This is a genomic window from Pseudomonas sp. WS 5146 (assembly GCF_012985495.1).
Lineage (GTDB): Bacteria > Pseudomonadota > Gammaproteobacteria > Pseudomonadales > Pseudomonadaceae > Aquipseudomonas > Aquipseudomonas edaphica.
Genome location: NZ_JAAQWL010000013.1, coordinates 14,231 through 39,837, shown reverse-complemented (window position 1 = coordinate 39,837; position 25,607 = coordinate 14,231). Strand labels below are relative to the sequence as shown.

Genomic DNA, 25,607 nt, shown 5'->3' with positions numbered 1-25,607 from the left:
AGCCAGCCCCCACAGTAGATCTCCAGCGTATTCAAGACAGCAAAAAGGCGCCCTTGGGCGCCTTTTTACTGTGTTGCGATCAGCTATCAGGCCATTTCGGCGGTGGTTTCGAACTCGAAGGTCAGCTCGCCATCCTTCAGGTCGATGTGCACCACGCCACCATGGTCGGAAAGCTCGCCAAACAGGATCTCTTCGGCCAGTGGCCGCTTGATCTTGTCCTGGATCAGACGCGCCATTGGACGAGCGCCCATTGCCGAGTCGTAGCCACCCTGGGCCAGCCAGTTGCGCGCCGCGTCCGTTACGTCAAGCTGCACGCGCTTGTCTTCCAACTGCGCTTGAAGCTCGGTAAGGAACTTGTCCACCACGCTTTTGATGACCTCATGGCTGAGGCGACCAAACTGGATAATGGTGTCCAGACGGTTGCGGAACTCCGGCGTGAAGCTCTTCTTGATCACTTCCATCGCATCGGACGAGTGATCCTGATGCGTAAAGCCAATAGAGGCTCGCGCAGCAGTCTCGGCACCGGCGTTGGTGGTCATGATCACGATGACGTTGCGGAAGTCCGCCTTGCGCCCGTTGTTGTCGGTCAGGGTACCGTGGTCCATGACCTGCAGCAGCAGGTTGAAGACTTCCGGGTGAGCCTTCTCGATTTCATCGAGCAACAACACGCAGTGTGGCTGCTTGGTGATGGCTTCGGTCAGCAGGCCGCCCTGGTCGAACCCGACATAGCCCGGAGGCGCGCCGATCAGGCGCGACACGGTGTGGCGCTCCATGTATTCGGACATGTCGAAACGCACCAGCTCAATACCCATGGCCTTGGCCAATTGCCGCGCCGCTTCGGTCTTGCCGACGCCGGTCGGGCCTGCGAACAGGAACGATCCGACCGGTTTGTCCGGCGACTTGAGGCCTGCACGCGAGAGCTTGATTGCGGTGGACAGCGCGTCGATAGCGGCATCCTGGCCGAACACCGTGAGCTTGAGGTCGCGCTCCAGGTTACGCAGCAGTTCCTTGTCGGAACTGTTGACGTGCTTGGGTGGAATACGTGCGATCTTGGCCACGATGTCCTCGACTTGAGGCACGTCGATGCGCTTCACACGCTTCTCGACCGGCTGCAGGCGCTGGTAGGCACCCGCCTCGTCGATCACATCGATGGCCTTGTCCGGCATATGCCGGTCATTGATGTAGCGCGACGCCAGCTCAGCAGCAGCGCGCAGGGCTTCATCGGTGTACTCGATGCCGTGATGCGCCTCGAAGCGTCCCTTGAGGCCGCGCAGGATGCCGATGGTGTCTTCAACCGAAGGCTCGGAGACGTCGACTTTCTGGAAACGACGCGCCAGGGCACGGTCTTTTTCGAAGATCCCGCGAAATTCCTGGAACGTGGTCGAGCCAATGCAGCGGATATCACCCGACGACAACAACGGCTTGAGCAGGTTGGAGGCGTCCATCACCCCACCGGACGCCGCGCCGGCGCCAATGATGGTGTGGATTTCATCGATAAACAGAATCGCCTGCGGGCGTTTTTTCAGCTCGCCGAGCAGCGCCTTGAAGCGCTTCTCGAAATCGCCACGGTACTTGGTCCCGGCGAGCAATGCGCCAAGATCAAGGGAGTAGACGACGCTGTTGGCCAGCAGATCAGGCACCTGGTTATCAACGATGCGCTTGGCCAGGCCTTCGGCAATTGCGGTTTTACCCACGCCGGCCTCACCCACCAGCAACGGATTGTTCTTGCGACGACGCGCGAGGATCTGCGCTACACGCTCAACCTCAAGCTCACGCCCCACCAGCGGATCAATCCGCCCCTGGCGCGCCAGTTCGTTAAGGTTGCTGGCATAGGCATCCAGTGGATTGCCCGAAGAAGAAGACTCACCGCCCTCGTCGTCCTGCATATCCTGCTCACCCTCGGAATGATCGCCGTGCCCTGGCACTTTGGAGATACCGTGGGCGATGTAGTTGACGACATCAATACGGGCAACGCTCTGCTGCTTGAGCAGGAACACTGCCTGGCTTTCCTGTTCGCTGAAAATCGCCACAAGCACATTGGCGCCCGTGACCTCACGCTTACCGGAGCTCTGTACGTGGAAGACAGCACGCTGCAATACCCGCTGGAAGCCCAGGGTTGGCTGGGTCTCACGGTCCTCGTCATGCACGGGGATCAGTGGCGTGGTGGAGTCGATGAACTCCTGCAGGTCATGCTTGAGTTTGTCGAGGTTGGCGCCGCACGCACGCAGAACGGTGGCGGCAGCTTCGTTATCCAAAAGTGCCAGCAGCAGGTGCTCGACGGTCATGAATTCATGACGCTTCGAACGAGCCTCCTTGAAGGCAAGATTGAGGGTGACTTCGAGCTCGCGGTTTAACATAGCTTCACCTCATACCCAAGTGGTCGGCGTTAACCGTCCTTCTCGATTTCACAGAGTAGCGGATGCTGGCTTTCCCTGGCGTACTGGTTGACCTGCATGGCCTTTGTCTCGGCGATGTCACGGGTAAACACTCCACATACTGCCCGTCCTTCTGTGTGAACGGCCAGCATTACCTTGGTCGCCAGCTCGCGGTTCAGGTTAAAAAACACCTCGAGCACTTCGACGACGAAATCCATCGGTGTGTAGTCATCATTAAACAAAACCACCTTGTACATCGGCGGCGCCTGAAGAGCAGGCTTCGCCTCCTGGACAGCAATGCCTGCAGAACCGTCGTCATCGTGTTCCTGATCCGGGCGATCCTGATTGAATGTTAGTCGAATCTGGCTGTTTGCATGCATGGAAAGAAAGGTTCGTCAGTGGTTCAAATACAGTGGTGGGGGCGACCTGTCAGATTTTCAACTACTGACCGGTTGGTCGCCTTGACTATCGGCGAAACGGTGTTACAACCAATAGAACCCACAGTGGGTAAAAAAGGTCCGCGCAGTCAACCTTATTTATTCGGGTTAGGACGGATAAACTGGATGATACTCCAGTGATGGAGTCTGGTGCAGAGGGATATGGTTATGTCTGGCGTCAAGGTCAGTGGCAAGGTCAAATGGTTTAACAACGCCAAGGGATATGGGTTCATCAACGCAGATGGAAAATCCGGAGAAGACCTCTTCGCGCATTATTCAGCGATTACCATGGATGGGTACAAGACCCTAAAAGCGGGCCAGCCTGTGGAGTTTTTAATCATTCAAGGGCCGAAAGGGCTGCACGCCGTCGAAATTTGTGCAGCCTGCGCAGTTACATCGGGAACAATCCACGACGAAACGCACGAAACAAAGCCCAGGACAAGTCAGGCCACCCCATCAAAAAAGAAACAAACGGCCTGATAACGCCTTAAGCAATACGGCACAAAAAAGCCGGCCATTCTGAGTCATCAGAATGGCCGGCTTTTTTACAGCAGCGCTTTACATATGCGCAATCAACGCATCACCAAACCCTGACGACGACACCAGCTTCGCGCCGTCCATCAAACGCTCAAAGTCATAGGTCACGGTCTTCGCCGAAATCGCGCCATTGGTGCCTTTGATGATCAAATCCGCCGCCTCAGTCCAGCCCATGTGCCGCAGCATCATTTCCGCCGACAAGATCAGCGAACCCGGGTTGACCTGATCCTTGCCGGCATATTTAGGCGCAGTACCGTGGGTGGCCTCGAACATTGCCACGGTGTCGGAGAGATTGGCCCCCGGCGCAATACCAATACCACCCACTTCCGCCGCCAGCGCGTCAGACAGGTAGTCACCGTTGAGGTTAAGCGTGGCGATCACATCATATTCCGCCGGGCGCAGTAGAATCTGCTGGAGCATGGCATCGGCAATCGCGTCCTTGACCACCACATTCTTGCCGGTCTTCGGGTTTTTGAACTGCATCCACGGGCCGCCGTCGAGCAGGGTCGCGCCAAATTCTTTTTCGGCAATACCGTAGGCCCACTCTTTGAAGGCACCCTCGGTGAACTTCATGATGTTGCCTTTGTGCACAATGGTCAGCGAATCACGATCATTATCCACTACATATTGCAGGGCTTTGCGCGCCAGGCGCTCGGTGCCTTCCTTGGAAACCGGCTTGATGCCAATGCCACAGTCCTGGTCGAAACGGATCTTGGTAACGCCCATTTCTTCCTTGAGGAACTTGATCACCTTGATGGCTTCCGGCGAACCGGCCTTCCACTCGATACCGGCGTAAATGTCTTCGGAGTTTTCACGGAAGATGGTCATATCGACGTCGCCAGGCTTCTTGACCGGGCTGGGCACGCCTTCAAACCAGCGCACCGGGCGCAGGCACACATATAAATCGAGCTGCTGACGCAGGGCCACGTTCAGCGAACGGATGCCGCCGCCAACCGGCGTGGTCAGCGGGCCTTTGATGGAAACCACGTAATCCTTGACCGCATCCAGGGTTTCCTGGGGCAGCCAGGTGTCCTGGTCGTAGACTTGAGTCGCCTTCTCGCCGGCATACACCTCCATCCAGGAGATTTTGCGTTTTCCGCCGTAGGCCTTTTCAACAGCTGCGTCGACCACCCTGATCATCACCGGGCTGATGTCGACGCCAATACCGTCGCCTTCTATATAAGGGATGATCGGTTGGTCAGGAACATTGAGAGAATGGTCTGCATTGACGGTGATTTTGTCGCCGACTGCCGGAACCTGAATCTTCTTGTATCCCATGCTGAACTCCATCTATGGATTGAACATCTGGCTGCGTTCGAGCCTACTCCAGATAAATGGCGACTGAAACCTCACGCCATGCTCATTTGCATCGAAAACAGCATAATTTGTCGCCTACAAGCCTGAAAGCAAAGACAAAATCGCCAATCTTGAGCACATCGTGCGACTTTGGTCGCAGTCTGGACCCTGCGACCTTTAGACCAATGGACGACACACCTTTTGTATGAAGGCTCGGCGTAAGCATAGCGACCTATGTATAATGCCGCCGCTGACCAAAGAGTCACGACGGCGGACCGCTCTAGAACAAAGCCTTCCGCTACAAAGCAGGACTAATACAATAGTCCACCCGCTTGACGCTCGACTGATGCAACCCAACATCACCGCGAAGAAACCTCGACATTTCGCTCATGGATGACTTTGAACGAACGCGCTCCACCCGGCGCATCTCGAGTTTCTGCGCACGCTTTCAGCAAAGAAGAGAGTTAATCCGAATATGCCCACCCGCTCGAAGATCATCTACACCTTCACCGACGAAGCCCCAGCCCTCGCCACCTATTCACTGCTGCCTATCGTAGAGGCCTTCACCGCTTCCGCTGATATTGCCGTGGAAACCCGCGACATTTCCCTGGCCGCGCGCATCCTCGCAAGCTTCCCCGAGCAACTGGGCACCAAGGCTATCCCGGACCACCTCGCCGAACTGGGCGACCTGGCCGTTACGCCTGAAGCCAACATCATCAAGCTGCCTAACATCAGTGCTTCGACCCCGCAGCTGCAAGCGGCGATCAAGGAACTGCAGGCCCAGGGCTACGCCCTGCCGGACTACCCGGAAACCGTAACCACCGACGCGGAAAAAGAAACCCGCGCACGTTACGACAAGGTCAAGGGCAGCGCCGTGAACCCGGTACTGCGCGAAGGCAACTCCGACCGCCGCGCACCGCTGTCGGTCAAGAACTACGCGCGCAAGCACCCGCATAAAATGGGCGCCTGGGCTGCGGACTCCAAGTCCCACGTGGCCCACATGAGCAACGGCGACTTCTACGGCAGCGAGAAAGCCGTACAGATCGAAGCGGCTGACGCCGTCAAGATCGAACTGATCGCCAAGGACGGTACCGCTACCGTCCTGAAAGAAAAAACCAGCTTGCAGGCTGGCGAGATCATCGACACCGCCGTGCTGAGCAAGAATGCCCTGCGCAGCTTCATCGCCGCTGAAATCGAAGACGCCAAGAAACAAGGCGTACTGCTGTCGGTCCACTTGAAAGCCACCATGATGAAGGTCTCCGACCCGATCATGTTCGGCCAGATCGTTGCCGAGTTCTATAAAGACGCACTGGCCAAGCACGCTGTCGTGCTGGAGCAGATCGGCTTTAACCTGAACAACGGCATCGGCGACCTGTACGCCCGCATCAAGGCCCTGCCGGCCGATCAGCAAGCGCAGATCGAAGCCGACATCCAGGCGGTGTACGCCGCTCGTCCGTCCCTGGCCATGGTCAACTCGGACAAAGGCATTACCAACCTGCACGTGCCGAGCGACGTCATCGTCGACGCCTCGATGCCAGCCATGATCCGTGACTCCGGCAAAATGTGGGGCACCGACGGCCAATTGCACGACACCAAGGCGGTGATCCCGGATCGCTGCTACGCCACCATCTACCAAGCCGTCATCGAAGACTGCAAGGCCAATGGCGCTTTCGACCCAACCACCATGGGCAGCGTGCCAAACGTTGGCTTGATGGCCAAGAAAGCCGAAGAGTACGGTTCCCACGACAAGACCTTCCAGATCAAGGCTGACGGCGTAGTCCGCGTCACCGACAGCAAGGGCAACCTGCTGATGGAACAGGCTGTCGAAGCCGGCGACATCTTCCGCATGTGCCAGACCAAAGACGCACCGATCCAGGACTGGGTCAAACTGGCCGTCAACCGTGCTCGCGCCAGCAACACCCCGGCCATTTTCTGGCTGGACCCTAAGCGTGCCCACGATGGCGTGGTGGTCGAGAAAGTTCAGGCTTACCTGAAAGACCACAACACCGAAGGCCTGGACATCCGCATCATGTCGCCGGTCGACGCGATGAAGTTCACCCTGGAGCGCACCCGCAAGGGCCTGGACACCATCTCGGTGACCGGCAACGTGCTGCGCGACTACCTGACCGACCTGTTCCCGATCATGGAACTGGGCACCAGCGCCAAGATGCTGTCGATCGTGCCGCTGATGAACGGCGGCGGCCTGTTCGAAACCGGCGCCGGCGGTTCGGCTCCAAAGCACGTGCAGCAACTGGTTGAAGAGAACTTCCTGCGCTGGGATTCCCTGGGCGAGTTCCTGGCCCTGGCCGCGTCCCTTGAGCATTTGGGTGTCACCTACAACAACCCGAAAGCCCTGGTGCTGTCCAAGACCCTGGACCAGGCCACTGGCCAGTTCCTGGACAACAACAAGTCGCCATCGCGCAAAGTCGGCAACATCGACAACCGCGGCAGCCACTTCTACCTGGCGCTGTACTGGGCTCAAGCCCTGGCCGCACAGACTGAAGATGCTGCACTGCAAGCGCAGTTTGGCGAACTGGCCAAAACCCTGGCCGACAACGAGGCAACCATCGTTGCCGAGCTGAACGCCGTACAGGGCAAGCCAGTGGACATCGGCGGCTACTACGCGCCGAACCCGGAGCTGACCAGCAAAGCCATGCGCCCAAGCAACACCCTCAACGCGGCCATTGCCAAGTTGAAGTAAGGTTGTAAGGATGCAAAGAAGCCCCGGCCCCGTGCCGGGGTTTCTGTTTGTGCCCCCGATTTCATTGAACAACCCCGATCAAATGTGGGAGCTGGCTTGCCTGCGATAGCGGTGGTTCAGCTGCATCTGGGTCAACTGACAGACTGCTATCGCAGGCAAGCCAGCTCCCACACTGAACGAGTTTCTTCAGTCACTACACATTGAGGCACCTATGACCTGGCAACCCCACATCACCGTCGCCACCCTCGTCGAAGACAACGGCCGCTTCCTGATGGTCGAGGAACTCAAGGGCGGCCGCGCCGTGCTCAACCAGCCGGCCGGCCATCTGGACCCGCATGAAACCCTCACCGAAGCTGCCGTGCGTGAAACCCTCGAAGAAACCGGCTGGGACGTCGAGGCCACCGGCATTGTCGGCATCTACCTGTACACCGCTCCCAGCAATGGCGTGACTTATCAGCGCGTGTGTTTTACCGCCAAGGCCTTGAAACATCACCCCGACTACCAGCTCGATGAAGGCATCGTCCGCGCCCGCTGGCTGACCCGTGAGGAGCTGATGGCCCTGCGCGACGACTGGCGCAGTGAGCTGATCATCCGCTGTATCGATGATTATCTGGCCGGCCAGCGCCATAGCCTCGAATTGATCCGCCCTTCTCTTTAGCCTTGCGGGCGTGAGCCTGTTAGAATCGCGTCCTTTTTCAAGACACCCGTTGAAACCCTATGCGTGATCCAGCCCCTTCTGACACACAAAAGAAGCGCGTCATCGTCGGCATGTCCGGCGGCGTGGATTCTTCCGTTTCCGCCGTTCTGCTCATGGAGCAGGGTTATGAGGTGGAAGGCCTGTTCATGAAGAACTGGGAAGAAGACGATGGAACGGAATATTGCACCGCCATGGACGACCTGGCCGACGCCCAGGCCGTGTGCGACAAGATCGGCATCAAGCTGCACACCGCCAATTTCGCCGCCGAGTACTGGGACAATGTGTTCGAGCACTTCCTGGCCGAATACAAGGCCGGCCGTACGCCGAACCCGGACATCCTGTGTAACCGCGAAATCAAGTTCAAGGCGTTCCTCGACTACGCCATGATCCTCGGCGCCGACCTGATTGCCACTGGCCATTACGTGCGCCGTCGCGATATCGATGGCCGTACCGAACTGCTCAAAGGCCTGGACCCGAACAAGGACCAGAGCTACTTCCTGCACGCCGTGGGCGGTGAACAGATCGCCAAGACCCTGTTCCCGGTCGGCGAGCTGGAAAAACCCGAAGTGCGCAAGATCGCCGAAAAACACGGCCTGGCTACCGCCAAGAAGAAGGATTCCACCGGGATCTGCTTTATCGGCGAGCGCCGCTTCAGCGACTTCCTCAAGCAATACCTGCCGGCACAACCTGGCGAGATCAAAACCACCGACGGTGAAGTGATCGGCCGTCACCATGGCTTGATGTACCACACCATTGGCCAGCGTCAGGGGCTGGGCATCGGCGGCCTTAAAGACGCCGGTGAAGAACCCTGGTACGTGCTGGTCAAGGACCTGGAAAACAACGTGCTGGTCGTCGGCCAGGGCAACGAGCACCCGCTGCTGTTCTCGGGCGCGCTGCTGGCCTCGGAAATCTATTGGGTCAACCCGATCGACCTGAGCACGCCACGCCGCCTGACCGCCAAAGTGCGCTATCGCCAAAGCGACCAGCCCTGCACCCTGGAAAAAACCGCCAGCGGCTACCGCGCCACGTTCGATGACCCGCAACGCGCGGTCACGCCCGGCCAATCGGTGGTGTTCTATGACGGTGAAATCTGCCTGGGTGGCGGCGTGATTGAAGTCGCCGAAGCCTGGAGCAACCCGGCATGAGCCCGACCCAGGAGCAATTGACGGCGCTCGGCGGAGTTTTCCTCGCCGCGGTGCTGGTCGACAAGATTGCCAAGACCGGCCAGGTGACCGAGGCAGGCCTGACCTGCATGCTCGGCAGCCTGCTGATTCGCGACCCCAAGGACACACTGGAAGTCTACGGCGGTGATGATCTGGCGCTACGCGAAGGCTACCGCGCGCTGATCGGCGCCCTGGAGCGCGACCCAAGCACCTTGCAACGTGAGCCGTTGCGCTATGCGCTGTCGATGCTCGGCCTTGAACGGCAACTGGCCAAGCGTGACGACCTGCTCGAAACCATCGGCAAACGCCTGCCGCAGATTCAGTCCCAGGTGGAGCACTTCGGCCCGGCCCACGAAAACGTGATTGCCGCCTGTGGCGCGCTGTACCAGGACACGTTGAGCACCTTGCGCCAACGCATCCAGGTGCACGGCGACATGCGCAACCTGCAACAACCGAACAACGCCTCGAAAATCCGCGCCCTGCTCCTGGCCGGCATTCGTTCGGCGCGGTTGTGGCGCCAGTTGGGCGGTCATCGCTGGCAGTTGGTGATCAGCCGACGCAAATTGCTCAAAGAGCTTTACCCGTTGATGCGCAACGAATAAGTCGCAGCGACCCGTTTTTTTATAGCCTCACGCGTAATACGCCGGTCAGTTGGCGACGGACCGGCGGATTTTTTCATGTATGATACGCGCCCCATTTCGTTGCCCGACTGTCCGAGAACACCCCATGCAGCTCTCTTCGCTCACTGCGGTTTCCCCTGTTGACGGCCGCTACGCCGGCAAAACCCAGGCCCTGCGCCCTATTTTCAGCGAATACGGTCTGATCCGTGCTCGCGTTCTGGTTGAAGTGCGCTGGCTCCAGCGCCTGGCCGCTCACCCTGCCATCAGCGAAGTGCCGGCGTTTTCCGCCGAAGCCAACGCTGTATTGAACACCCTGGCGGAAAACTTCTCCCTGGAGCACGCCGAGCGTGTGAAAGAGATCGAGCGCACCACCAACCACGACGTTAAAGCCATCGAATACCTGCTCAAAGAGCAAGCGGCCAAGCTGCCGGAACTGGCCCAGGTCAGCGAGTTCATCCACTTTGCCTGCACCAGCGAGGACATCAACAACCTGTCCCACGCCCTGATGCTGCGCGAAGGCCGTGATGACGTGATGCTGCCGCTGATGCGCCAGACCGCTGACGCCATCCGCGAACTGGCCATCCGTTTCGCCGACGTGCCGATGCTGTCGCGCACCCACGGCCAACCAGCTTCGCCGACCACTTTGGGCAAAGAACTGGCCAACGTGGTGTATCGCCTGGAGCGCCAGATCGCTCAAGTCGCCGCCGTGCCGCTGCTGGGCAAGATCAACGGCGCCGTGGGCAACTACAACGCCCACCTGTCGGCCTACCCGGAAATCGACTGGGAAGAAAATGCCCGCGCCTTCATCGAAGACGAGCTGGGCCTGGGCTTCAACCCCTACACCACGCAGATCGAACCGCACGACTACATCGCCGAACTGTTCGACGCCATTGCGCGCTTCAACACCATCCTGATCGACTTCGATCGCGATATCTGGGGCTACATCTCCCTGGGCTACTTCAAGCAGCGCACCATCGCCGGCGAGATCGGTTCGTCGACCATGCCGCACAAGGTCAACCCAATCGACTTCGAAAACTCCGAAGGCAACCTCGGCATCGCCAACGCCCTGTTCCAGCACTTGGCCAGCAAGTTGCCGATCTCGCGCTGGCAGCGCGACCTGACCGACTCCACCGTACTGCGTAACCTCGGCGTGGGCTTTGCCCACAGCGTGATCGCCTACGAAGCCAGCCTCAAAGGCATCAGCAAGCTTGAGCTCAACGCGCAGAAGATCGCCGCTGACCTGGATGCGTGCTGGGAAGTGCTGGCCGAGCCGATCCAGACCGTAATGCGCCGCTACAACATCGAAAACCCGTACGAGAAGCTGAAAGAGTTGACGCGCGGCAAGGGCATCAGCCCTGAGGCGCTGCAAACTTTCATCGACGGCCTGGACATGCCAGCCGCCGCCAAGGCCGAGCTGAAATTGCTCACCCCGGCCAACTACATCGGCAATGCGGTGGCCCAAGCCAAGCGCATCTGATTTAGCGCAAGCCCTCTTGAGACGCCCGGCCGCGCCGGGCGTTTTTATTCCTGTCTTAAAAGCGCTTTTTTTCAATAGGTTACACATGAATCCTGATATTCCTCTTCAACTTCTGGGCGGCATCACGGCACGCGAATTCCTGCGCGACTACTGGCAGAAAAAACCGCTGCTGATCCGTCAGGCCATCCCTGATTTCGAAAGCCCGATCGACGCCGACGAACTGGCCGGCCTGGCCCTGGAAGAAGAAGTTGAATCGCGCCTGGTAATCGAACACGGCGAGCGCCCATGGGAACTGCGCCGCGGGCCGTTCGCCGAAGATGCGTTCAGCACATTGCCAGAGCGTGAGTGGACCCTGCTGGTGCAGGCAGTCGACCAGTTCGTACCCGAAGTTGCCGAATTGCTCGGGCACTTCCGCTTTTTGCCCAGCTGGCGCATCGACGATGTGATGATCAGCTTCGCCGCACCCGGCGGCAGTGTTGGCCCGCACTTCGACAACTACGACGTGTTCCTGCTGCAGGCCCAAGGCAAGCGCAACTGGAAAATCGGCCAGATGTGCAATTCCGAAAGCCCGCTGCTGCAGCACGCCGACCTGCGCATCCTCGCAGAATTCGAACAGAGCGAAGAATGGGTGCTGGAACCGGGCGACATGCTTTACCTGCCGCCGCGCCTGGCGCACTTCGGCATCGCCGAAGATGACTGCATGACCTATTCGGTGGGCTTCCGCGCACCGAGCGCCGCCGAAGTGCTGACCCACTTCACCGACTTCCTCAGCCAGTACCTGACCGATGAAGAGCGCTACACGGACGCCGACGCCCAACCAGTCAGCGACCCGCACCAGATTCAGGCGGATGCACTCGACCGCCTCAAAGGTCTGTTGGCCGAGCACATGAGCGACGAGCGCATGCTGCTGACCTGGTTCGGCCAGTTCATGACCGAGCCGCGCTACCCGGAACTGGTCGCCGGTGAAGAATTGGGCGAAGAAGACTTTATCAGCAGCCTGGAAAACGGCGCGATTCTGGTGCGCAACCCGAGCGCGCGCATGGCGTGGTCGGAAGTGGACGATGACGTACTGCTGTTTGCCAGCGGCCAGAGCCGTTATCTGCCAGGCAAACTGCGCGAACTGTTGAAACTGGTCTGCTCGGCCGACGCCCTGCACAGCGAAAACCTCGGCACCTGGCTGGCCGACGAAGACGGTCGTGACCTGCTGTGCGAACTGGTCAAGCAAGGAAGCCTGGGATTTGCCGATGAATAAGATTCACGTAAGTGTCGCGGACTGGCAAAAGGATATCGCTGAGATTCGGCGCATTCGTGAGGCGGTGTTTATCGCTGAACAATCGGTTCCACCAGAGCTGGAATGGGATGCGGATGACGCCGACGCAATGCATTTTCTTGCATTCGAAGGCGATTTTCCGATTGGCACCGCTCGCCTGCTGCCCAGCGGCGAGATTGGTCGCGTGTCGGTACTCAAGGACTGGCGCGGACTGAAGGTCGGCGACAAGCTGATGGAAACGGTGATCGGCGAGGCCGAAAAACGTGGCCAGACCAGGCAGTTCCTGAGTGCGCAGGTGTATGCGGCGCCGTTTTATGAGCGGCTGGGTTTCAAGATCGTCAGTGACGAATTCCTTGAAGTCGGGATTCCGCACGTTGATATGGTGCGCGAGGGCTGATTCGAGATCGAGTCGCCCTTATCGCAGGCAAGCCAGCTCCCACAGGGGAATGCATTCCAAATGTGGGAGCTGGCTTGCCTGCGATAGCGCCATCAGCAACACCCAAAATGCCCTGCCTGCCAGGGCATTTTGCCGTCTACGATTCAACTTGCGACCCGCCAGGCCGACAAACTGGCACTATCAAGCCTAATTGACTCGCAGAGATAACGGACATGTCCCTACGCACCCTGCTCACCGCCCTGCTCCTCACTGCCAGCGCCTGCGCCATGGCCGACACCGAAGTCGTCAATCTGAGCAACCGCACCAGCGCCGACCTGCTGCCCGTCGCGCAGAACTTTATCGGCAAGGACGGCACCGTCAGCGCCTATGGCAACCAGCTTATTGTTAAAGCGGACCCCGGCAAGATCCAGGACCTGCGCGCCCTGCTCACGCAACTGGACACACCCGCCAAGCGCCTGTTGATCACCGTCGACAGCAACGAACACAACCAGCAGAACAGCGGTGACAGCCAAACCCGCATCATCAGCTACGGCACTGCCAGCCGCGACGGCGGCATCCAGCAGATCCAGGCCAGTGAAGGCGTGCCCGCACTGATTCAGGTCGGCCAGAGCGTGCCACTGACCACCACGCAGCCTGACGCCTACGGCCGCCCGCAGAACCAGACCCAGTACCGCAACGTCACCCAGGGCTTTTACGTGACTGCCAGTGTCACTGGCGAGACCGTACACCTGGCTATCAGTACCAACCGTGACCGCATGAGCCAGGAACGTCCCGATGTAGTGAATATTCAAAGTACCGACACAACGGTCAGTGGCCGCCTGGGCGAATGGATCCCGCTGGCGGGTATCAATCGCGAGACCCAGGCCGATAAATCCTCTACAACCCGCAGCTACTCTACCCAGGGCCGTGATGACCTGACTTTGCGGGTCAAGGTCGACACCCTGAACTAAAGCACCAAAAACTGACTGGCGAGTCGCATTAGACTAAAGATGTAGTGCCTGAAAAATAGCACTACAAAACATTTGACGAGCCAAAAAAGCCTGTGCATGATGGCCTCGCTCCCGCTAATCAGAGGCCCTGGCAAGGGCCTTCGGATCGCCGCTCTAAGCTACCCACCTGAGCCGATTCGTGTCTGTACCGCCCACAAGGTGTGTTTGACGTTGGTTGCGACTGGAACGAAGTTGTCCCGAGGGACGGAAGCTAACCAGGTAACCCGGCTACACACTGATGGATCGTACCAAGGCCCACGATGCCCGAAGACTGTTCGCAGTTTGCCCTTACCTGCTCAACTCGCCCTCTCGCACTGCGTTTATCCCGTCGCCTTCCCCGCCAAACCCGACTTGACCGCCTAAGCTTCTGGTCAGCGAGCAGCCCTGCCCACGCATTGAATGCACGGCTGGCAAAACGGATGTTTTTCCAAACAAGACGCGACGAGGTTTTTCCCCATGGCACTGACACGCGAACAGCAAATTGCAGCCCTTGAAAAAGATTGGGCTGAAAACCCACGCTGGAAAGGCGTAACCCGCGCTTATTCCGCTGCTGACGTCGTCCGCCTGCGTGGCTCGGTTCAACCTGAGCACACCTTTGCAAAACTCGGCGCCGAGAAGCTGTGGAAGCTGGTCACCCAGGGTGCCAAGCCGTCCTTCCGCCCCGAAAAAGATTTCGTCAACTGCATGGGCGCCCTCACTGGCGGCCAGGCAGTTCAACAGGTAAAAGCCGGTATCCAGGCGATCTACCTGTCCGGCTGGCAAGTGGCAGCGGACAACAACTCCGCTGAATCCATGTACCCCGACCAATCGCTGTACCCGGTGGACTCCGTGCCGACCGTGGTCAAGCGCATCAACAACTCGTTCCGCCGCGCCGACCAGATCCAGTGGAAAGCCGGTAAAGGTCCGGGCGACGAAGGCTACATCGACTACTTCGCACCCATCGTGGCTGACGCCGAAGCGGGTTTCGGCGGCGTACTCAACGCCTACGAACTGATGAAGAGCATGATCGAGGCAGGCGCTGCCGGCGTGCACTTCGAAGACCAACTGGCGTCGGTGAAAAAATGCGGCCACATGGGCGGCAAGGTACTGGTTCCAACCCAGGAAGCCGTACAAAAGCTGACCGCAGCACGCTTGGCCGCTGACGTTGCTGGCACGCCGACCATCATCCTGGCGCGTACCGACGCCAACGCGGCAGACTTGCTAACCTCCGACTGCGACCCGTACGACCAGCCGTTCGTAACCGGCGAACGCACCCAGGAAGGCTTCTATAAAGTGCGCGCCGGTCTCGACCAGGCGATCGCCCGTGGCCTGGCCTACGCGCCTTACGCCGACCTGATCTGGTGCGAAACCGCCAAGCCGGACCTGGACGAAGCGCGTCGTTTCGCCGAAGCGATCAAGAAGGAATACCCGGACCAACTGCTGTCCTACAACTGCTCGCCTTCTTTCAACTGGAAGAAGAACCTGGACGACGCGACCATCGCCAAGTTCCAGCGCGAACTGTCGGCCATGGGCTACAAGCACCAGTTCATCACCCTGGCTGGCATTCACAACATGTGGCACAGCATGTTCAACCTGGCGCACGACTATGCCCGTAACGACATGACCGCCTACGTGAAACTGCAGGAGCAAGAGTTCGCTGACGCCGCCAAGGGTTACACCTTTGTGGCGCACCAGCAGGAAGTGGGCACCGGCTACTTCGACGACATGACCACCGTGATCCAGGGCGGCACCTCGTCCGTGACCGCGCTGACCGGCTCGACCGAAGAAGAGCAGTTCCACTAAGTCGCGAGTAAACGGCCAGTGCGGCCCCACGGAAGACCTAACCGCACTGCCGCTTGATCTGACGCCCCGACTGGTTCGGGGCGTTTTTTTTGCCCGCTTGAAAACACCACACATCACCTGTGGGAGCTGGCTTGCCTGCGATGGCGGTGGGTCAGTGACAGATTTTTCAACTGTTCCACCGCTATCGCAGGCAAGCCAGCTCCCACATCGACCGTGTCGACCCTGAAGGTTTTGCGCAAAACATTGACCCAGGGCGCTATTTGCCTGAATCAAATCGGTTAAAAGATCCCCTCCAGCAACTAGCAGCAATCACGCAAGTAACAACAACTTCCCGCGCCACACGAGAAACATTCGCTTAAATCCTGCGCAAACAATATTCATTATCATTTAGCCGATGAAAACTTCTTTACCGCTTAAACAAAACACATTTGATTAAATGCCCGCTAATCCCCGCCCCACAAGGGCTACAGCCCCAAGAAGGTGCACTATGTGCTTATTCCATCGAATAATTTCGCTATAGGAATTTTACTTGCCCGGTGTTTAGCCATAAAATCACCGCGATTGATTGCAGTGCGACATATCGTCACTGCATCGTTACTTTTTCGAGCTCAGAGACCTTTGCTCTCTGTTAAGGATTTCCAGCATGACCGAAGCGACAGGACTCATGGCCCACAACTGGGGCTTTGCCATTTTCCTCCTCGGTGTTGTCGGCCTTTGTGCCTTCATGCTCGGCGTCTCCAGCCTCCTCGGGTCAAAAGCCTGGGGCCGCAGCAAAAATGAACCGTTCGAGTCCGGCATGCTGCCTACAGGTGGCGCCCGCTTGCGGCTCTCAGCCAAATTCTATCTGGTCGCGATGCTGTTCGTGATCTTCGATATCGAAGCCCTCTTTCTCTTTGCCTGGTCTGTGTCCGTCCGCGAAAGCGGCTGGACCGGATTCGTCGAAGCCCTCGTTTTCATAGCAATTCTGTTGGCAGGCCTTGTCTACCTATTCCGAGTGGGCGCCCTTGACTGGGCTCCGGAAGCTCGTCGTAAGCGGCAAGCGAAGCTGAAACAATGAGGCTTTGGCGATGCAATACAATCTCACCAGGATCGACCCGGATGCTCCTAACGATCAGTACCCTATCGGCGAACGGGAAACCGTCTCCGATCCGTTAGAAGATCAAGTCCACAAAAACATCTACATGGGCAAACTCGAAGACGTGCTGAGTGGCGCGGTCAACTGGGGGCGTAAAAACTCCCTGTGGCCGTACAACTTCGGCCTTTCGTGCTGCTACGTGGAAATGACCACCGCCTTCACGGCGCCCCACGACATCGCGCGCTTTGGCGCCGAAGTTATCCGGGCATCACCGCGCCAGGCGGATTTCATGGTTATCGCCGGCACCTGCTTTATCAAAATGGCGCCGATCATTCAGCGTCTCTACGAGCAAATGCTCGAACCGAAGTGGGTTATCTCCATGGGTTCGTGCGCCAACTCCGGTGGCATGTACGACATCTACTCCGTCGTTCAAGGGGTGGACAAGTTCCTGCCCGTGGACGTCTACGTGCCAGGCTGCCCGCCCCGCCCTGAAGCTTTTCTGCAAGGCTTGATGCTGTTGCAGGAGTCGATTGGCAAGGAGCGTCGTCCGCTTTCCTGGGTGGTCGGTGATCAAGGCGTTTATCGCGCCGAGATGCCGTCACAAAAGGAACAGCGCCGCGAACAGCGAATCGCAGTCACCAACCTGCGCAGCCCCGACGAAGTCTGATCCAGCCCCGCTTCTTTTATAGAACGAAAACCTGGCTTCATTCTTTACGTTGACCGAAAGCGATAAAAAACCATGACTACAGGCAGTGCTCTGTACATCCCGCCTTACAAGGCAGACGACCAGGATGTGGTTGTCGAACTCAATAACCGTTTTGGCCCTGACGCCTTCACCGCCCAGGCCACACGCACCGGTATGCCGGTGCTGTGGGTGGCGCGCGCCAAGCTCGTCGAAGTCCTGAGCTTCCTGCGCAACCTGCCCAAGCCGTACGTCATGCTTTATGACCTGCATGGCGTGGACGAGCGTCTGCGCACCAAGCGTCAAGGTTTGCCGAGCGGTGCCGATTTCACCGTGTTCTACCACTTGATGTCGCTGGAACGTAACAGCGACGTGATGATCAAGGTCGCGCTGTCCGAAAGCGACTTGAGCATCCCGACCGTCACCGGTATCTGGCCGAATGCCAGCTGGTACGAGCGCGAAGTTTGGGACATGTTCGGTATCGACTTCCCGGGCCACCCGCACCTGACGCGCATCATGATGCCGCCGACCTGGGAAGGTCACCCGCTGCGCAAGGACTTCCCTGCCCGCGCAACCGAATTCGACCCGTTCAGCCTCAACCTCGCCAAGCAGCAGCTTGAAGAAGAAGCTGCACGCTTCCGTCCGGAAGACTGGGGCATGAAACGCTCCGGCACCAACGAGGACTACATGTTCCTCAACCTGGGCCCGAACCACCCTTCGGCTCACGGTGCCTTCCGTATCATCCTGCAACTGGACGGCGAAGAAATCGTCGACTGTGTGCCGGACATCGGCTACCACCACCGTGGTGCCGAGAAGATGGCCGAGCGCCAGTCCTGGCACAGCTTCATCCCGTACACCGACCGTATCGACTACCTCGGCGGCGTGATGAACAACCTGCCGTACGTGCTGTCGGTCGAGAAGCTGGCCGGTATCAAGGTGCCGGACCGCGTCGACACCATCCGCATCATGATGGCCGAGTTCTTCCGCATCACCAGCCACCTGCTGTTCCTGGGTACCTATATCCAGGACGTTGGCGCCATGACCCCGGTGTTCTTCACCTTCACCGACCGTCAGCGCGCCTACAAGGTCATCGAAGCCATTACCGGTTTCCGCCTGCACCCGGCCTGGTATCGCATCGGCGGCGTGGCGCACGACCTGCCGAACGGCTGGGAGCGCCTGGTCAAGGAATTCATCGACTGGATGCCCAAGCGTCTGGACGAGTACCAAAAGGCTGCGCTGGACAACAGCATCCTCAAGGGTCGTACCATCGGCGTCGCGCAGTACAACACCAAAGAAGCCCTGGAATGGGGCGTCACCGGTGCCGGCCTGCGTTCGACCGGCTGCGACTTCGACCTGCGTAAAGCACGGCCGTACTCGGGCTACGAGAACTTCGAGTTCGAAGTGCCGCTGGCCGCCAATGGCGATGCCTACGACCGGTGCATCGTGCGCGTTGAAGAAATGCGCCAGAGCCTGAAGATCATCGAGCAGTGCATGCGCAACATGCCGGCTGGCCCGTACAAGGCGGATCATCCGCTGACCACACCGCCGCCGAAAGAGCGCACGCTGCAGCACATCGAAACCCTGATCACGCACTTCCTGCAAGTTTCGTGGGGCCCGGTGATGCCGGCCAACGAATCCTTCCAGATGATCGAAGCGACCAAGGGTATCAACAGTTATTACCTGACGAGCGATGGCGGCACCATGAGCTACCGCACCCGGATTCGTACCCCAAGCTTTGCCCACTTGCAGCAGATCCCTTCGGTGATCAAAGGCGAGATGGTCGCGGACTTGATTGCGTACCTGGGTAGTATCGATTTCGTTATGGCCGACGTGGACCGCTAAGCATGAACAGCACGCTTATCCAGACAGACCGTTTCACCTTGAGTGAAACCGAGCGCTCGGCCATCGAGCACGAGCTGCATCATTACGAAGACCCGCGCGCGGCGTCTATCGAAGCCTTGAAGATCGTCCAGAAAGAACGTGGCTGGGTGCCGGACGGCGCCCTCTACGCCATCGGCGAGATCCTCGGCATCCCCGCCAGCGACGTTGAAGGTGTGGCCACGTTCTACAGCCAGATCTTCCGCCAGCCGGTCGGCCGCCACATCATTCGCGTGTGCGACAGCATGGTCTGCTACATCGGTGGCCATGAATCAGTGGTCAGCGAAATCCAGAACAAGCTGGGCATTGGCCTCGGCCAAACCACTCCGGACGGCCGCTTCACGCTGCTGCCGGTGTGCTGCCTGGGCAACTGCGACAAGGCGCCGGCGTTGATGATCGACGACGACACATTCGGTGACGTGCAGCCTGCTGGCGTGACCCAATTGCTCGAGGGCTACCCATGACCCTTACATCTTTCGGCCCGGCCAACCTGATCAAGCGTTCGCCTGAAACCCACCCGCTGACCTGGCGCCTGCGTGACGACGGCGAGCCGGTATGGCTCGACGAGTACCAGGCCAAGAACGGTTACGCGGCGGCGCGCAAAGCCTTCGCCGACATGGCCCAGGACGATATCGTCCAGACCGTGAAAGACGCCGGCCTTAAAGGCCGCGGCGGTGCAGGCTTCCCCACCGGTGTTAAGTGGGGCCTGATGCCCAAAGACGAATCCATCAACATCCGTTACCTGCTGTGCAACGCGGACGAGATGGAGCCGAACACCTGGAAAGACCGCATGCTGATGGAACAACTGCCCCATCTGCTGATCGAAGGCATGCTGATCAGCGCCCGCGCGCTGAAAACCTACCGGGGCTATATCTTCCTGCGTGGCGAATACACCACCGCCGCCAAGCACCTCAACCGTGCCGTGGAAGAAGCCAAGGCCGCAGGCCTGTTGGGCAAGAACATCCTCGGCTCGGGTTTTGACTTCGAGCTGTTTGTGCACACCGGCGCCGGGCGTTACATCTGCGGTGAAGAAACCGCACTGATCAACTCCCTCGAAGGTCGCCGCGCCAACCCGCGCTCCAAGCCGCCCTTCCCTGCCGCCGTGGGCGTGTGGGGCAAGCCTACCTGCGTGAACAACGTTGAAACCCTGTGCAACGTGCCGGCGATCATCGCCGACGGCGTCGACTGGTACAAATCGTTGGCCCGCGAAGGCAGCGAAGACATGGGCACCAAGCTCATGGGCTTCTCCGGCAAGGTCAAGAACCCTGGCCTGTGGGAGCTGCCGTTCGGCGTCACCGCACGCGAGCTGTTCGAGGACTACGCCGGCGGCATGCGCGACGGCTACACCTTGAAAGCCTGGCAGCCAGGCGGCGCCGGTACCGGCTTCCTGCTCCCCGAGCACCTCGACGCACAAATGTATGCCGGCGGCATCGGCAAGGTCGGCACCCGTATGGGCACTGGCCTGGCGATGGCGGTGGACAACACCGTGAACATGGTTTCGTTGCTGCGCAACATGGAGCAGTTCTTTGCCCGTGAATCGTGCGGCTTCTGCACCCCGTGCCGTGACGGCTTGCCATGGAGCGTCAAGCTCTTGATGGCGATCGAGAACGGTGAAGGCCAGCCAGGCGACATCGAGACCCTGCTGGGTCTGGTCGGGTTCCTCGGCCCAGGCAAGACCTTCTGTGCTCACGCACCGGGCGCCGTGGAGCCATTGGGCAGCGCAATCAAATACTTCCGCTCGGAGTTCGAAGCCGGCATCGCGCCTGTCAGCGCCGCCGTCCCGCCTCTGGCAAGGCCGATCGTAGCCGGCGCGTAACGCTTTAAAGGCGAAGGGTCCGTGCCCTTCGTCTTCTCATGGGCTGACGCCGTAAAGGCTGTGTTGATGCCCATGAATAACAAGATTCCATTAGCCACGCCCGCTGACAACGGGCCAACGAAGAACTTTGAACCATGGCCACTATCCACGTAGACGGCAAAGCGCTCGAAGTCGATGGGGCAGACAACCTGTTACAGGCATGTCTCTCACTAGGCCTCGACATCCCGTATTTCTGCTGGCACCCCGCGCTTGGTAGCGTTGGTGCCTGTCGCCAGTGCGCGGTCAAGCAGTACACCGACGAGAACGACACCCGTGGTCGTATCGTCATGTCCTGCATGACCCCAGCCACCGACAACACCTGGATCTCCATCGAAGATGAAGAATCCAAGGCGTTCCGCGCCAGTGTCGTCGAATGGCTGATGACCAACCACCCGCATGACTGCCCGGTCTGTGAGGAAGGCGGTCACTGCCACCTGCAAGACATGACGGTGATGACCGGCCACAACGAGCGCCGTTATCGCTTCACCAAGCGCACCCACCAGAACCAGGACCTCGGCCCGTTCATTTCCCACGAAATGAACCGCTGCATTGCCTGCTACCGTTGCGTGCGTTTCTATAAAGACTACGCCGGCGGCACCGACCTGGGCGTCTTCGGCGCCCACGACAACGTGTACTTCGGTCGCGTTGAAGACGGCGTGCTCGAAAGCGAGTTCTCCGGCAACCTCACCGAGGTCTGCCCGACCGGTGTGTTCACCGACAAGACTCACTCCGAGCGCTACAACCGTAAGTGGGACATGCAGTTCTCGCCGAGCATCTGCCATGGCTGCTCCAGCGGTTGCAACATCTCCCCGGGCGAGCGCTACGGCGAACTGCGTCGCATCGAAAACCGCTTTAACGGTTCGGTCAACCAGTACTTCCTGTGCGACCGTGGCCGTTTCGGCTATGGCTACGTCAACCGCGAAGACCGCCCACGCCAGCCGCTGTTGGCCGGTGGCGCCAAGCTGAGCCTGGACGACGCGCTGGATAAAGCCGCCGACCTGCTGCGCGGCCGCAACATCGTCGGTATCGGTTCCCCGCGTGCCAGCCTCGAAAGCAACTACGCGTTGCGCGAGCTGGTGGGTGCCGAGCACTTCTACTCCGGTATCGAAGCCGGTGAGTTGGAGCGCATTCGCCTGGTCCTGCAAGTGCTGAACGACAGCCCGCTGCCAGTCCCGAACATGCGCGACATCGAAGACCACGATGCGATCTTCGTCCTCGGCGAAGACCTGACCCAGACTGCCGCGCGTATTGCGCTGTCGCTGCGTCAGTCGGTCAAAGGCAAGGCCGAAGACATGGCCGACGCCATGCGCGTACAGCCTTGGCTCGACGCCGCGGTGAAAAACATCGGCCAGCACGCGCTGAACCCGCTGTTTATCGCAAGCCTGGCTGAAACCAAGCTCGACGACATCGCCGAAGAATGCGTTCACGCAGCGCCGGACGACCTGGCCCGCATCGGTTTCGCCGTGGCCCACGCCCTGGACGCCAGCGCACCTGCCGTCGAAGGCCTGGACACTGAAGCCGCTGAACTGGCCCAGCGCATCGCCGACGCCCTGCTCGCGGCCAAGCGCCCATTGATCATTGCCGGCACCTCGTTGGGTTCCAAGGCACTGATTGAGGCTGCTGCGAATATCGCGAAGGCCTTGAAGCTGCGCGACAAGAACGGTTCCATCAGCCTGGTCGTGCCGGAAGCCAACAGCCTCGGCCTGGCGATGCTCGGTGGCGAGTCCCTGGACGCGGCCCTGCAAGCGGTGACCGACGGCAACGCCGACGCCATCGTGGTACTGGAAAACGACCTGTACACCCGCACCGATGCCGCGAAGGTTGACGCTGCACTGGACGCCGCCAAAGTACTGATCGTGGCCGACCACCAGAAGACCGCCACCAGCGAGCGTGCCGACCTGGTACTGCCAGCTGCCACCTTCGCCGAAGGCGACGGTACCCTGGTCAGCCAGGAAGGCCGCGCCCAGCGCTTCTTCCAGGTGTTCGATCCGAAGTACATGGACGCCAGCATCCTGGTTCACGAAGGCTGGCGTTGGCTGCATGCCCTGCGCGCGACCTTGCTGAACCAGCCGATCGACTGGACCCAGCTCGACCACGTGACCGCTGCTGCCGCCGCAAGCGCGCCGCAATTGGCACGTATCGTCGACGCGGCTCCGTCCGCCTCGTTCCGCATCAAGGGCATGAAACTGGCCCGTGAACCGCTGCGTTACTCCGGCCGTACGGCCATGCGCGCCGACATCAGCGTGCACGAGCCGCGTACCCCGCAAGACCCGGATACCGCGTTTGCCTTCTCCATGGAAGGTTACTCGGGCTCGGTCGAGCCACGTCAGCAGGTGCCATTTGCCTGGTCGCCGGGCTGGAACTCGCCGCAAGCCTGGAACAAGTTCCAGGACGAAGTCGGTGGTCACATCCGCGCTGGCGACCCAGGCACCCGCCTGATCGAAAGCACCGGTGACTCGCTGAACTGGTTCGCTGCGGTGCCGCGACCATTCAACCCGGCCCAGGGCACCTGGCAGGTTGTGCCGTTCTTCCACCTGTTCGGCAGCGAAGAGACCTCTTCCAAAGCCGCGCCGGTGCAAAGTCGCATTCCTGAAGCCTACGTGTCCGTGGCCAAGTCCGAAGCCGACCGCCTGGGCGTCAACGACGGTGCCCTGCTCAGCCTGAACGTGGCTGGCCAGACCCTGCGTCTGCCGCTGCGTATCAATGATGAGTTGGGTGCTGGCCTGGTTGCACTGCCGAAAGGCCTCGCCGGTATTCCGCCTGCGATCTTTGGCCAAACCGTTGACGGTCTGCAGGAGGCAGCGCAATGACCTGGTTCACCCCTGAAGTGATCGACGTGATCATCTCGGTCGTCAAGGCCATCGTGATCCTGTTGGCCGTTGTCGTTGCGGGCGCCCTGCTCAGCTTCGTCGAACGTCGCCTGCTGGGCTGGTGGCAGGACCGTTACGGTCCGAACCGCGTTGGCCCGTTCGGTATGTTCCAGATCGCCGCCGACATGCTGAAAATGTTCTTCAAGGAAGACTGGACCCCGCCGTTTGCCGACAAGGTGATCTTCACCCTGGCACCGGTCGTGGCCATGAGCGCCTTGCTGATCGCCTTCGCGATCATCCCGATCACCCCGACCTGGGGCGTGGCGGACTTGAACATCGGCTTGCTGTTCTTCTTCGCCATGGCCGGTTTGTCGGTCTATGCGGTGCTGTTCGCCGGTTGGTCGAGCAACAACAAGTTCGCCCTGTTGGGCAGCTTGCGGGCTTCGGCCCAGACCGTGTCCTACGAAGTGTTCATGGGCCTGGCGCTGATGGGCATCGTGGTGCAGGTCGGCTCGTTCAACATGCGCGACATCGTCGAGTACCAGGCGCAGAACCTGTGGTTCATCATTCCGCAGTTCTTCGGCTTCTGCACCTTCTTCATCGCTGGCGTCGCCGTGACTCACCGTCACCCGTTCGACCAGCCGGAAGCGGAACAGGAACTGGCTGACGGTTACCACATTGAATACGCCGGCATGAAATGGGGCATGTTCTTCGTTGGCGAATACATCGGCATCATCTTGATCTCGGCCCTGTTGGTCACGCTGTTCTTCGGCGGCTGGCACGGTCCGTTCGGCATCCTGCCGCAGTTGGCGTTCTTCTGGTTCTTCCTGAAGACCGCGTTCTTCATCATGTTGTTTATCCTGCTGCGCGCTTCCATTCCGCGTCCACGATACGACCAGGTGATGGATTTCAGCTGGCGCTTCTGCCTGCCGCTGACCCTGATCAATTTGCTGGTGACGGCTGCCGTTGTGTTGTTGAACACGCCAGCCGGCGCGGTTCAGTGAGGATTTGACCCATGTTCAAATATATTGGCGACATCGTTAAGGGTACCGGTACCCAGTTGCGAAGCCTGGTGATGGTGTTCGGTCACGGCTTTCGCAAACGCGACACCTTGCAATACCCGGAAGAAGCGGTGTACCTGCCGCCGCGCTATCGCGGCCGCATCGTACTGACCCGCGACCCCGATGGCGAAGAGCGTTGTGTAGCCTGCAACCTGTGCGCCGTGGCGTGCCCGGTGGGTTGCATCTCCCTGCAGAAAGCTGAAACCGAAGACGGTCGCTGGTACCCGGACTTCTTCCGCATCAACTTCTCGCGCTGCATTTTCTGTGGCCTCTGCGAGGAAGCTTGCCCGACCACCGCGATCCAGCTGACACCGGATTTCGAGATGGCCGAGTTCAAACGTCAGGACCTGGTGTACGAGAAAGAAGATCTGTTGATCTCTGGTCCCGGTAAAAACCCTGATTACAACTTCTATCGTGTTGCAGGTATGGCCGTTGCCGGTAAGCCGAAGGGCGCCGCACAAAACGAAGCCGAGCCGATCAACGTGAAGAGCTTGCTGCCTTAAGG

General features: G+C 59.5%; 21 protein-coding genes. 18 read left to right on the top strand and 3 right to left on the bottom strand.

Annotation, left to right across the window (positions count from 1 at the left end; translation table 11 throughout):
* Nucleotides 1-86 precede the first annotated feature (86 nt).
* On the bottom strand, nt 87-2,357 hold the full coding sequence (clpA, locus tag HBO41_RS26090; protein WP_053256828.1) for an ATP-dependent Clp protease ATP-binding subunit ClpA: 2,271 nt from the start codon (nt 2,355-2,357) through the stop codon (nt 87-89).
* Between the two features lie 29 nt (nt 2,358-2,386).
* Nucleotides 2,387-2,755, bottom strand: coding sequence for an ATP-dependent Clp protease adapter ClpS (gene clpS / locus HBO41_RS26085; RefSeq protein ID WP_005789091.1), 369 nt, complete (start codon nt 2,753-2,755; stop codon nt 2,387-2,389).
* 225 nt (nt 2,756-2,980) lie between these two features.
* Between clpS and HBO41_RS26080 the strand changes: the two genes are divergently transcribed.
* On the top strand, nt 2,981-3,292 hold the full coding sequence (locus tag HBO41_RS26080) for a cold shock domain-containing protein (protein ID WP_099548040.1): 312 nt from the start codon (nt 2,981-2,983) through the stop codon (nt 3,290-3,292).
* 78 nt (nt 3,293-3,370) lie between these two features.
* On the opposite strand, the gene icd is transcribed toward HBO41_RS26080, so the two are convergent.
* Entirely contained in the window at nt 3,371-4,627 is a 1,257-nt protein-coding gene (gene icd, locus HBO41_RS26075; RefSeq protein WP_169988262.1) for an NADP-dependent isocitrate dehydrogenase, read from the bottom strand.
* 493 nt (nt 4,628-5,120) lie between these two features.
* On the opposite strand from icd, the gene HBO41_RS26070 reads away from it, so the two are divergent.
* The 17 genes from HBO41_RS26070 to nuoI all read left to right on the top strand — a co-directional run bounded on the left by HBO41_RS26070 (nt 5,121) and on the right by nuoI (nt 25,605).
* The gene (locus HBO41_RS26070) at nt 5,121-7,346 is read left to right on the top strand and encodes an NADP-dependent isocitrate dehydrogenase (protein ID WP_169988260.1); all 2,226 of its coding nucleotides are present in this window, start codon (nt 5,121-5,123) and stop codon (nt 7,344-7,346) included.
* 211 nt (nt 7,347-7,557) lie between these two features.
* Nucleotides 7,558-8,004 (top strand): NUDIX hydrolase, encoded by a 447-nt coding sequence (locus HBO41_RS26065; RefSeq protein ID WP_169988258.1) that lies wholly within the window; start codon nt 7,558-7,560, stop codon nt 8,002-8,004.
* 59 nt (nt 8,005-8,063) lie between these two features.
* Nucleotides 8,064-9,188: a tRNA 2-thiouridine(34) synthase MnmA gene (mnmA, locus tag HBO41_RS26060; RefSeq protein ID WP_017137509.1), complete on the top strand. Its 1,125-nt coding sequence runs from the start codon at nt 8,064-8,066 to the stop codon at nt 9,186-9,188.
* Entirely contained in the window at nt 9,185-9,808 is a 624-nt protein-coding gene (hflD, locus tag HBO41_RS26055; protein ID WP_017137510.1) for a high frequency lysogenization protein HflD, read from the top strand. Before mnmA ends, hflD begins: the two co-directional genes overlap by 4 nt.
* Before the next feature lie 124 nt (nt 9,809-9,932).
* On the top strand, nt 9,933-11,303 hold the full coding sequence (gene purB, locus HBO41_RS26050; protein ID WP_017137511.1) for an adenylosuccinate lyase: 1,371 nt from the start codon (nt 9,933-9,935) through the stop codon (nt 11,301-11,303).
* Nucleotides 11,304-11,388: 85 nt separating this feature from the next.
* Nucleotides 11,389-12,555, top strand: a complete 1,167-nt coding sequence (locus tag HBO41_RS26045) for a cupin domain-containing protein (RefSeq protein ID WP_017137512.1) — start codon at nt 11,389-11,391, stop codon at nt 12,553-12,555.
* The gene (locus tag HBO41_RS26040) at nt 12,548-12,970 is read left to right on the top strand and encodes a GNAT family N-acetyltransferase (protein ID WP_017137513.1); all 423 of its coding nucleotides are present in this window, start codon (nt 12,548-12,550) and stop codon (nt 12,968-12,970) included. Before HBO41_RS26045 ends, HBO41_RS26040 begins: the two co-directional genes overlap by 8 nt.
* Before the next feature lie 212 nt (nt 12,971-13,182).
* Nucleotides 13,183-13,920 (top strand): secretin N-terminal domain-containing protein, encoded by a 738-nt coding sequence (locus HBO41_RS26035; RefSeq protein ID WP_169988256.1) that lies wholly within the window; start codon nt 13,183-13,185, stop codon nt 13,918-13,920.
* Nucleotides 13,921-14,415: 495 nt separating this feature from the next.
* Entirely contained in the window at nt 14,416-15,741 is a 1,326-nt protein-coding gene (aceA, locus tag HBO41_RS26030; protein WP_003219577.1) for an isocitrate lyase, read from the top strand.
* Nucleotides 15,742-16,384: 643 nt separating this feature from the next.
* Nucleotides 16,385-16,798, top strand: a complete 414-nt coding sequence (locus tag HBO41_RS26025) for an NADH-quinone oxidoreductase subunit A (RefSeq protein WP_003219575.1) — start codon at nt 16,385-16,387, stop codon at nt 16,796-16,798.
* Between the two features lie 10 nt (nt 16,799-16,808).
* Nucleotides 16,809-17,483 (top strand): NADH-quinone oxidoreductase subunit B family protein, encoded by a 675-nt coding sequence (locus HBO41_RS26020; RefSeq protein WP_012724951.1) that lies wholly within the window; start codon nt 16,809-16,811, stop codon nt 17,481-17,483.
* A 72-nt stretch (nt 17,484-17,555) separates the two neighbouring features.
* Nucleotides 17,556-19,340, top strand: coding sequence for an NADH-quinone oxidoreductase subunit C/D (gene nuoC, locus HBO41_RS26015; protein ID WP_017137515.1), 1,785 nt, complete (start codon nt 17,556-17,558; stop codon nt 19,338-19,340).
* A gap of 2 nt (nt 19,341-19,342) precedes the next feature.
* Nucleotides 19,343-19,840: an NADH-quinone oxidoreductase subunit NuoE gene (gene nuoE, locus HBO41_RS26010; protein WP_003174721.1), complete on the top strand. Its 498-nt coding sequence runs from the start codon at nt 19,343-19,345 to the stop codon at nt 19,838-19,840.
* Complete coding sequence (gene nuoF, locus HBO41_RS26005) at nt 19,837-21,192, top strand: NADH-quinone oxidoreductase subunit NuoF (RefSeq protein ID WP_169988254.1); 1,356 nt, start codon at nt 19,837-19,839, stop codon at nt 21,190-21,192. The genes nuoE and nuoF overlap by 4 nt, the downstream gene beginning before the upstream one ends.
* 134 nt (nt 21,193-21,326) lie before the next feature.
* Nucleotides 21,327-24,041, top strand: coding sequence for an NADH-quinone oxidoreductase subunit NuoG (nuoG, locus tag HBO41_RS26000; RefSeq protein WP_169988252.1), 2,715 nt, complete (start codon nt 21,327-21,329; stop codon nt 24,039-24,041).
* Nucleotides 24,038-25,045, top strand: a complete 1,008-nt coding sequence (gene nuoH / locus HBO41_RS25995; protein ID WP_017137518.1) for an NADH-quinone oxidoreductase subunit NuoH — start codon at nt 24,038-24,040, stop codon at nt 25,043-25,045. Before nuoG ends, nuoH begins: the two co-directional genes overlap by 4 nt.
* An 11-nt stretch (nt 25,046-25,056) precedes the next feature.
* On the top strand, nt 25,057-25,605 hold the full coding sequence (nuoI, locus tag HBO41_RS25990; protein ID WP_003174725.1) for an NADH-quinone oxidoreductase subunit NuoI: 549 nt from the start codon (nt 25,057-25,059) through the stop codon (nt 25,603-25,605).
* The last annotated feature ends 2 nt before the right edge of the window (nt 25,606-25,607 follow it).

Excerpts from the sequence above, each read along its gene's own strand:
- nuoH (WP_017137518.1), top strand. The coding sequence starts at position 24,038 with ATGACCTGGTTCACCCCTGAAGTGATCGACGTGATCATCTCGGTCGTC.
- HBO41_RS26080 (WP_099548040.1), top strand. The coding sequence starts at position 2,981 with ATGTCTGGCGTCAAGGTCAGTGGCAAGGTCAAATGGTTTAACAACGCC.
- purB (WP_017137511.1), top strand. The coding sequence starts at position 9,933 with ATGCAGCTCTCTTCGCTCACTGCGGTTTCCCCTGTTGACGGCCGCTAC.
- HBO41_RS26070 (WP_169988260.1), top strand. The coding sequence starts at position 5,121 with ATGCCCACCCGCTCGAAGATCATCTACACCTTCACCGACGAAGCCCCA.
- clpA (WP_053256828.1), bottom strand. The coding sequence starts at position 2,357 with ATGTTAAACCGCGAGCTCGAAGTCACCCTCAATCTTGCCTTCAAGGAG.
- clpS (WP_005789091.1), bottom strand. The coding sequence starts at position 2,755 with ATGCATGCAAACAGCCAGATTCGACTAACATTCAATCAGGATCGCCCG.
- nuoF (WP_169988254.1), top strand. The coding sequence starts at position 19,837 with ATGACCCTTACATCTTTCGGCCCGGCCAACCTGATCAAGCGTTCGCCT.
- hflD (WP_017137510.1), top strand. The coding sequence starts at position 9,185 with ATGAGCCCGACCCAGGAGCAATTGACGGCGCTCGGCGGAGTTTTCCTC.
- nuoG (WP_169988252.1), top strand. The coding sequence starts at position 21,327 with ATGGCCACTATCCACGTAGACGGCAAAGCGCTCGAAGTCGATGGGGCA.
- aceA (WP_003219577.1), top strand. The coding sequence starts at position 14,416 with ATGGCACTGACACGCGAACAGCAAATTGCAGCCCTTGAAAAAGATTGG.
- icd (WP_169988262.1), bottom strand. The coding sequence starts at position 4,627 with ATGGGATACAAGAAGATTCAGGTTCCGGCAGTCGGCGACAAAATCACC.
- HBO41_RS26025 (WP_003219575.1), top strand. The coding sequence starts at position 16,385 with ATGACCGAAGCGACAGGACTCATGGCCCACAACTGGGGCTTTGCCATT.
- HBO41_RS26045 (WP_017137512.1), top strand. The coding sequence starts at position 11,389 with ATGAATCCTGATATTCCTCTTCAACTTCTGGGCGGCATCACGGCACGC.
- HBO41_RS26035 (WP_169988256.1), top strand. The coding sequence starts at position 13,183 with ATGTCCCTACGCACCCTGCTCACCGCCCTGCTCCTCACTGCCAGCGCC.
- nuoI (WP_003174725.1), top strand. The coding sequence starts at position 25,057 with ATGTTCAAATATATTGGCGACATCGTTAAGGGTACCGGTACCCAGTTG.
- HBO41_RS26020 (WP_012724951.1), top strand. The coding sequence starts at position 16,809 with ATGCAATACAATCTCACCAGGATCGACCCGGATGCTCCTAACGATCAG.
- nuoC (WP_017137515.1), top strand. The coding sequence starts at position 17,556 with ATGACTACAGGCAGTGCTCTGTACATCCCGCCTTACAAGGCAGACGAC.
- HBO41_RS26040 (WP_017137513.1), top strand. The coding sequence starts at position 12,548 with ATGAATAAGATTCACGTAAGTGTCGCGGACTGGCAAAAGGATATCGCT.
- HBO41_RS26065 (WP_169988258.1), top strand. The coding sequence starts at position 7,558 with ATGACCTGGCAACCCCACATCACCGTCGCCACCCTCGTCGAAGACAAC.
- nuoE (WP_003174721.1), top strand. The coding sequence starts at position 19,343 with ATGAACAGCACGCTTATCCAGACAGACCGTTTCACCTTGAGTGAAACC.
- mnmA (WP_017137509.1), top strand. The coding sequence starts at position 8,064 with ATGCGTGATCCAGCCCCTTCTGACACACAAAAGAAGCGCGTCATCGTC.